Annotated in this window: 6 protein-coding genes and 1 tRNA gene; 3 read left to right on the top strand and 4 right to left on the bottom strand. The window is 45.7% G+C overall.

The window, feature by feature from the left end; all coding sequences use genetic code 11:
• The first annotated feature begins 35 nt into the window (after positions 1 to 35).
• Positions 36 to 1,706 carry a putative transporter gene (locus tag BHV83_RS20875; protein WP_005640238.1) on the top strand — a complete coding sequence of 557 codons (1,671 nt, stop codon included), beginning with the start codon at positions 36 to 38 and terminating at the stop codon, positions 1,704 to 1,706.
• 4 nt (positions 1,707 to 1,710) lie between these two features.
• On the opposite strand, the gene BHV83_RS20880 is transcribed toward BHV83_RS20875, so the two are convergent.
• From BHV83_RS20880 to BHV83_RS20890, 3 genes are all read right to left on the bottom strand, one after another.
• On the bottom strand, positions 1,711 to 2,895 hold the full coding sequence (locus BHV83_RS20880) for a class I SAM-dependent methyltransferase (RefSeq protein WP_046451427.1): 1,185 nt from the start codon (positions 2,893 to 2,895) through the stop codon (positions 1,711 to 1,713).
• Positions 2,896 to 2,969: 74 nt separating this feature from the next.
• Positions 2,970 to 3,056 (bottom strand) — tRNA-Ser (locus BHV83_RS20885).
• A 128-nt stretch (positions 3,057 to 3,184) separates the two neighbouring features.
• A complete protein-coding gene (locus BHV83_RS20890) occupies positions 3,185 to 3,736 on the bottom strand; it encodes an NADH peroxidase (protein ID WP_005640236.1) in 552 nt (183 codons plus the stop codon).
• A gap of 189 nt (positions 3,737 to 3,925) precedes the next feature.
• Between BHV83_RS20890 and BHV83_RS20895 the strand changes: the two genes are divergently transcribed.
• Positions 3,926 to 4,984: a class I fructose-bisphosphate aldolase gene (locus BHV83_RS20895; protein WP_005640235.1), complete on the top strand. Its 1,059-nt coding sequence runs from the start codon at positions 3,926 to 3,928 to the stop codon at positions 4,982 to 4,984.
• A 64-nt stretch (positions 4,985 to 5,048) separates the two neighbouring features.
• Here the strand turns inward: BHV83_RS20895 and dpp5 are convergent, their stop codons facing one another.
• Positions 5,049 to 7,175 carry a dipeptidyl-peptidase Dpp5 gene (gene dpp5 / locus BHV83_RS20900; protein ID WP_005640234.1) on the bottom strand — a complete coding sequence of 709 codons (2,127 nt, stop codon included), beginning with the start codon at positions 7,173 to 7,175 and terminating at the stop codon, positions 5,049 to 5,051.
• An 85-nt stretch (positions 7,176 to 7,260) separates the two neighbouring features.
• Here dpp5 and BHV83_RS20905 point away from each other — a divergent pair, with 85 nt between their 5' ends.
• Positions 7,261 to 7,749 (top strand): SPOR domain-containing protein, encoded by a 489-nt coding sequence (locus BHV83_RS20905; RefSeq protein ID WP_005640233.1) that lies wholly within the window; start codon positions 7,261 to 7,263, stop codon positions 7,747 to 7,749.
• The last annotated feature ends 114 nt before the right edge of the window (positions 7,750 to 7,863 follow it).

Below are 7,863 nucleotides of genomic sequence, written 5' to 3' on the forward strand. Positions count from 1 at the left end.
CCTATCTTTGTGCCGTCAATAAACAGGGGAACTTTATGAATTGGTTACAAGAGGCCTTTTTAGAGCCTACGATGGTGCAGGCAGTCATCATTATTTCACTGGTCTCTGCACTTGGATTGTATTTAGGACGGATCAAGATATTCGGGATCTCACTGGGTATCACATTTGTATTCTTTGCCGGTATCTTGGCCGGGCATTTAGGGATCGTCGTGAATAAGGATATGCTGTATTTTGCTCAAAGTTTCGGCTTGATCCTTTTCGTCTATGCATTAGGGTTACAGGTTGGTCCCGGTTTCTTCTCTTCGCTGAAGAAGGGAGGGGTAGCTATGAACATGATGGGGTTAGGCGTTATCCTGCTCGGACTCATTATGACAGTCGGTCTGCACTGGGTAACAGGAGTTTCCCTTTCCAATATGGTCGGTTTGCTTTGTGGGGCCGTTACCAACACGCCTGCTTTGGGAGCCGCCCAACAGGCTTTGTTGCAGATAGATCCGACCAATACCAAAGGGGTGACGGACATGGCTTTGGCGTGTGCCGTCGCTTATCCGCTCGGCGTAGTGGGCGTGATCTTGGCGATTATTATCCTGAGAGCCTTGTTTGCCGACAAGAAACAGAAAGACTTAAAGGAACAACGCGACACGACTACCTATGTCGCCGAGTTTCATGTAAGCAATCCGGCTATCTACGAAAAGAGCATCAAGGACGTAATGAAGCTGACGGACAAGCATTTCGTTATTTCACGTGTATGGAGAAACGGTAAAGTAAGCATTCCGACTTCGGACACTTTACTTCACGAGCATGACCACCTTTTGATCATCTCCGTTAAATCGGATGTCGAAAATATTAAAGTCCTTTTCGGCGAGCAGGAGAATGTAGATTGGAACAAGGCGGATATCGACTGGAATGCTATTGACAGCCAACTGATCTCGCGCCGCATCGCGGTGACACGCAACCGGGTGAACGGTGTGAAATTAGGCTCTCTCCGCCTTCGCAACCTCTACGGTATCAATATTACGCGTGTGAACCGTGCCGGTATAGACCTGCTGGCCTCTCCCGACCTGCGCCTGCAAATCGGTGACCGGTTGACTATCGTGGGAGAAGCGAATTCGGTAAACACAGTCGGAAAGATTTTAGGGGATGAGATCAAGCGGTTAAACAATCCGAACCTCTTGGCTGTCTTCATTGGTATATCGCTGGGGATGCTGTTAGGAGCATTGCCGATCACGTTACCGGGGATGAGTACGCCAGTCAAATTAGGGATCGCCGGAGGCCCGATCATCGTCGGAATCCTGATGGGCGCATTCGGCCCTCGTTTCCACCTGACAACCTACACGACAATGAGTGCCAACCTGATGCTTCGTCAACTGGGGATCATTATTTATTTAGCGGGATTGGGGATCGATTCGGGTGTACATTTCTTCGAAACGGTTTTTCGGGCAGAAGGATTGCTTTGGATCGGGCTTGGATTTCTGCTGACGATCGTGCCGGTGCTGATCGTCGGTTTCATAGCTTCGCAATTTTTCAAACTCGATTATGCGCACAACGTGGGTATGCTCTGCGGGAGCATGGCAAACCCGATGGCACTGAGCTATGCCAACACGACTGTCGATGGCGACGAACCCTCCGTTTCTTATGCCACCGTCTATCCGCTTTCAATGTTTATCCGCGTGATTTCAGCACAATTGGTGCTGATGTTATTCACCTGATCGATCAGGCTTTGGAACACTTGACCAGCACCTTTTCTCCATCCACCAAGGTGGTTGCAAAGAGATAGACGTGGCCTCCGTCGGTGATCTTCGTCCGCTTACGCAGTTCTTCTACGGAGAGAGGAAAATTACGCACGGTTATATTTGCTTGGGGGATTGTCTTTGATAGTCCTTTACAGAGTTTTCCGGTAAAAGACAGCACTTCATCCACTCGGAATCTGCGACCGGGAAAGTCGGAAACTAAATGGTCCGCTGTATATAGATGGCTGTTCACCTGCAACTTCTTCACTCCCGTCCGGACGGCAATCTGCTTAAATGCGCCGGCTTTTAAAACCGAGGCATTCGGTTCATACAAATATGTACCTACCTGACCGGCAGGAACCAATACGGCGCTACGTTCCTCTTCTAATGTAAAAGAGAAAGATTGCATTCCATCCAGTCCGAAATTGATGCACCGGACTAACGGTTCTCTGCCATCCGCCTCTCGTTCCACCACAAAAAGCAGTTCCTTGCATTCGTTCCTAACCGAAAGGACATGCACGGATGTCGTCCCCGGCAACAGCTCCAAAGTCATTTGTATATCTGCCATCGGCGAAAGCTTTGCAATGACATGCGGGGAACGTTTCAGAAGCGCCGGCAACAGTCCGGGCAGGTTAGGTTCACAATCCTGCAAAGCAAAAACCCGCTTGTTAGATTCTCCTCGGCGTGCAGGATCGATATAGAAAGCATCGACCTCCGGAAGGGTATCAACAACTTGGGCGGCATCAGCATTTATGATCGTTATATTGTTGGCCTCCAAGACAGAAAAATTATGTTTCGCGGCTTCACAATAAACAGGAAAACGTTCTATATAAGTCAAATGTTTCGCCTTGCGGGAAAGAAAATAGCTATCGATTCCCAGTCCTCCCGTCAGGTCGCAAATAGTCCAACTTTCACCAATCAGTTCCTGTTTATAAGCTGCTGTCTGTTCAGATGAACACTGTTCCGCCGCAATCTTAGCCGGAAAAACCAATTGTCCGTTCTCAAACCACGACGGCAACTTCTCCCGGATCTGCCTTCGGACAGCAATCTGATCGACTAAAAAGGGAATATCCATTCCGGGATACTTGGCAGCGGAAAGCAACAGGCGGGTTAAATCGTCTGTTGCATGTTCTTTGATAAACTGTATGTGTGAAGTTGTCAGTTCCATATCGGCACTAAATCAGTGATGACATAGAAAAAGAGGGTGTGTCATGATATTTGGTGGACACATCCTCTTTTCTGCGGAAAGCGAGGGATTCGAACCCCCGGTACAGTTACCCGTACACCGCATTTCGAGTGCGGCCCATTCGACCACTCTGGCAGCTTTCCTTAGGTCGTCGTTTGCGAGTACAAATGTAGGGAAAATTTAAATTCGTTGTCCCCTCAAAAGCATTTTTTTCCAATAAAAAGGGCACTCTCCTAAAAGAATGCCCTTCCTTTGTTAACGAATTTGCGAATTATTTGAAATAACGGTTGTATAAACCTTCAAATCCTTTACCGTGGCGAGCTTCGTCCTTACACATTTCGTGAACTGTGTCGTGGATAGCATCCAAGTTTAATTGTTTTGCACGAGTAGCAATACGTTTCTTATCTTCGCAAGCACCGCATTCAGCGTCTTTACGTTTCTCCAAGTTTGTTTTTGTGTCCCAAACAACATCACCCAGCAGTTCGGCAAACTTAGCAGCGTGTTCAGCTTCTTCCCAAGCATAGCGTTTGAATGCTTCTGCTACTTCAGGATAACCTTCACGGTCAGCTTGGCGACTCATAGCCAAATACATACCGACTTCAGTACATTCACCCATGAAATGCGCGTTCAAATCTTTAATCATTTCTTCATCACAACCTTTAGCAACACCGATCACATGTTCATCGGCAAAAGTCAATGCACCGGTAGTTTCTACCATTTCTTTAAATTTACTCTTCGGCTGCTTGCATTGAGGACAGAATTCAGGAGCTTCATCACCTTCGTGTACATAACCGCATACTGTGCAAATCCATTTTTTTTTCATCTTTGTAAATTTTTATTGGTTGTATAATCTAAAATAGTTGTAACACTCGTTATTTGTTCTTTGCAAATGTAGGGAAACATTCTAAAACAAGCCCTACAAAAACTCATAAATTTATTCTATCTGTTAATTGATAAAAACTATGAAACCTATCCTTTACGGCCCATGTTATATTAAAAAACTTTCATAAATATGGACACTTCAAAGATTATCAGCCTACTGGGCGAACAAAGCGAATTCCTGTTGGGACACACTTGTAAAACGATCGATAAATCACTTATACACATTCCTTCACCGTCTGTCATCGACAGTATATGGATCGGCTCGGATAGAAATATCCAAACATTAAACAACCTGCAACGCCTGTTAGGAAGCGGACGGTTGGCAAATACGGGATACGTCTCAATACTGCCTGTGGACCAAGATATCGAACATACGGCGGGAGCTTCCTTCGCTCCGAACCCGATCTATTTCGATCCGGAAAACATCGTCAGGTTGGCTATTGAAGGAGGATGTAACGGAGTAGCCTCTACGTTCGGAATCTTAGGTTCCATAGCACGTAAATATGCGCATAAGATACCGTTTGTGGTCAAACTGAATCATAACGAATTACTGACTTATCCCAATTCATACAACCAGATCATGTTCGGCTCCGTAAAAGAAGCCTGGGACATGGGAGCTGCAGCCGTAGGCGCTACCATCTACTTCGGTTCGGAAGAAAGTAGAAGACAGTTGGTCGAAGTGTCAGAGGCTTTTGAATATGCGCACGAGCTAGGAATGGCCACCATCTTATGGTGTTACTTGCGCAACAGTGAATTCAAAAAAGACGGTGTTGACTATCATGCCGCAGCCGACCTGACAGGCCAAGCCAACCATTTGGGTGTTACGATCAAAGCAGATATCATAAAGCAGAAGCTACCGGAAAACAACGGAGGATTCACAGCTGTCAAATTTGGCAAAATCGACCAAAAGATGTACACCGAACTAGCTACAGAACACCCGATTGACCTCTGTCGCTACCAGGTTGCCAACAACTACATGGGACGTGTCGGCCTCATCAACTCTGGTGGTGAATCTCACGGAGCTTCCGACTTGAAAGATGCGGTCTACACGGCTGTCGTCAATAAGCGGGCAGGCGGTATGGGACTGATCAGCGGGCGAAAAGCGTTCCAACGTCCGATGAAAGACGGTGTAGAGCTGCTGCACACCATACAGGATGTATATCTGGACCCGGGAATCACAATTGCTTAGTATAAATAAAGAAACGCCGTCCCAGACTATTCGGAACGGCGTTTTCTCTTTTATGAATAAATCCTTATTTCTTCAACCACATATCCAGCCATTCGAAGAATGTACGCTGCCAAAGCACGCCATTCTGAGGTTTCAGCACCCAATGGTTTTCGTCGGGATAGATCAACAACTCGGCCGGAACACCTCGAAGGACAGCTGCATTAAACGCCGCCATACCCTGGTTAGCCAAAATTCGATAATCCTTTTCACCGTGGATGCAGAGAATCGGTGTATCCCATTTATCGACAAACAAGTGCGGGGAATTGGCAAATGTACGTTGTGCCGTCGCATTCTGTTTTTCCCAGTAAGCACCACCCATATCCCAATTAGCAAACCACATTTCTTCTGTTTCCAGATACTGCATTTCCATATTGAAAATACCGTCATGTGCAATAAAGGCTTTGAAACGTTTGTTGTGGTGACCAGCCAACCAATAAACGGAGAAGCCTCCGAAGCTCGCTCCCACACAACCCAGACGATCCTTATCGACAAACGACTCTTTCGCCATCTCGTCAATAGCCGTAAAATAGTCTTTCATGCACTGGCCTCCATAGTCGCCGCTGACCTGTTCGTTCCACTCCATACCGAAACCGGGAAGGCCACGGCGGTTCGGGGCAACCACGATATAGTCGTTAGCAGCCATAATCTGCATATTCCAACGGTAAGACCAGAATTGGCTTACCGGGCTTTGAGGACCACCTTCGCAGAATAACAAGGTAGGATATTTCTTATTCGGATCGAAATGAGGAGGATAAATCACCCAGGTAAGCATCTGTTTACCATCTGTCGTTTTCATCCAACGACCTTCCACCTTACCGATTGTCAACTGATCATAGATATGCTTGTTCTCTGTTGTCAACTGGGCTATTTTATTATTATCAGCCAAATCGATCGAATAGATTTCATCTCCCATGCTCAAAGAATGGCGCTGCACGATCAGCTTATGTTCACCCAACAAAGCCACACCGGCATAATCGTACATTCCGGAAGTAAGCGGCGTGATTTTATTGCTATCCGTCAGATCGATCTTATATACTTGGGACTCACCATGCCATACCCCCGTAAAGTAAAGAGCCTTTGCATCTGCACTCCAAACGAACCCGTCTACGTTGGAATCAAAATCCTTGCTGGCGAATATCTTTTCACCTGTTTCCAAGTTCATGACCATCAAGCGGTTCTGGTCTGACTCATAACCGTCACGCTCCATGCTCTGCCATGCGATGAACTTGCCATCGGGAGAGTATTGGGGATTCGTGTCATACCCCATAATACCTTCACTGATATTGGCCGTCTTTTTCGTATTCAGGTCATACACATAAATATCCGAATTGGTGGACAACGCATATTCCTTTCCGGTCTTTTTACGACTCGTGTAAGCAATCTTGTCCGATGTAGTATTCCATGCCAACTGCTCAATTCCTCCGAATGGTTTCATCGGGCTTTCAAACGGTTCGCCTTCCATAATATCGACAGGGTTACTGATTGCCTTACCATCAAAATCAGCAACAAAAGGATGCGGGGCTGTTGTTACCCATTCATCCCAATGTTTATACATCAGGTCTGTGACAATAATACCAGTAGCCTTATCCAGGTCGGGATATTTATCTGCCGTACTTTTGACTGTCTTTACCTGTGAAATAAACAGGACTTTCTTCTCATCGGGAGAGAAGGCGAAACCTTCAATATCCCCTTCATATTCAGAGAGCTGTCTGCGGTCGCTTCCATCCGGATTCATTTCCCAAAGCTGGCTGCTGCCACTTTCATTGCAAAGGAAAGCGATTTTTTTTCCACCTTTAATCCAAACAGCTTCATTTTCGGAATAAGACGTTTTTGTAATCTGCTTATTGTCCGTCCCGTCTGCATTCATAACAAACACTTCACGATTACTTCTGTTTTCCGGTACGCTGTAGTAGGCTACAGTATACACTACTTTCTGTCCGTCCGGAGATACATTCATCCCCCCGATACGTCCCATTGCCCAAAGCACTTCCGGCGTCATCCGTCCGTCTTTGACTTTAATATCCGAACGCCCGATCACATTTTCCGTGTTTCCTTTCTGTTGGGTCGCACGATCGCACGTTTTTCCATCCCCACTACAAGCTCCAAATAATAAGGATGTTGCCATAACCATTGTTCCGATAGATTTATTCATGTAGTTTATAATATATTGTGTTTTGGGCACGAAAGTACAAAATATAATTTATATCTTTGTCCCATTAATTTAAGAACTGAACAGTATGAATAAGATTTGGTTATTTGGAGCCTCCATATGTATGGTTTTAGCATTAGGTTCTTGTAAACCTAAACAGAGTGCGTATAAGGCTGCTTACGAACAAGCAAAAGAAAAAGAATCGACAGCTCCGGTCGAGGTGGTCGAAGAAGAGGAAGTAGTTGAAGAGGTAACTCCGGTTTCTAAACCGAGAACTTCCAACGTCAGTACACGCGCAGAAAGAATTAATGCTGCACAAGGTGAAGATGCAAGCAGACTGAAACGTTACAGTGTCGTTATCGGCAGTTTCAAGAACAAAACAAATGCTTACGCTTTGAAAGAACGTATGCAGAACGACGGATATAACGCTGTTTTGGGAGAAAACGAACAAGGTATGCTTCGTGTGATCGTCGCCAGTTTCAATGACAAAGCCGATGCTGCGGACAGCCGCGATGCAATCAAAGCAAAATACGCTCCAAACTTCCAGGATGCATGGATTCTGGAAAGACAATATTAAAAATCCAATCCACGGTAATAAAAAAGAAGGTGTGTCGTAATACCCGATGCGCCTTCTTTTTTTTCGTTGACTATAAAAATCGGCTCATTTTTTTAAGCTGCGATATTTTGAGGA

Source organism: Parabacteroides sp. merdae-related_45_40, from assembly GCF_001915675.1.

What these genes read in the sequence shown, in the direction of transcription:
- BHV83_RS20875 (WP_005640238.1), top strand. Translation starts at nt 36, where the DNA reads ATGAATTGGTTACAAGAGGCCTTTTTAGAGCCTACGATGGTGCAGGCA.
- BHV83_RS20905 (WP_005640233.1), top strand. Translation starts at nt 7,261, where the DNA reads ATGAATAAGATTTGGTTATTTGGAGCCTCCATATGTATGGTTTTAGCA.
- dpp5 (WP_005640234.1), bottom strand. Translation starts at nt 7,175, where the DNA reads ATGAATAAATCTATCGGAACAATGGTTATGGCAACATCCTTATTATTT.
- BHV83_RS20880 (WP_046451427.1), bottom strand. Translation starts at nt 2,895, where the DNA reads ATGGAACTGACAACTTCACACATACAGTTTATCAAAGAACATGCAACA.
- BHV83_RS20890 (WP_005640236.1), bottom strand. Translation starts at nt 3,736, where the DNA reads ATGAAAAAAAAATGGATTTGCACAGTATGCGGTTATGTACACGAAGGT.
- BHV83_RS20895 (WP_005640235.1), top strand. Translation starts at nt 3,926, where the DNA reads ATGGACACTTCAAAGATTATCAGCCTACTGGGCGAACAAAGCGAATTC.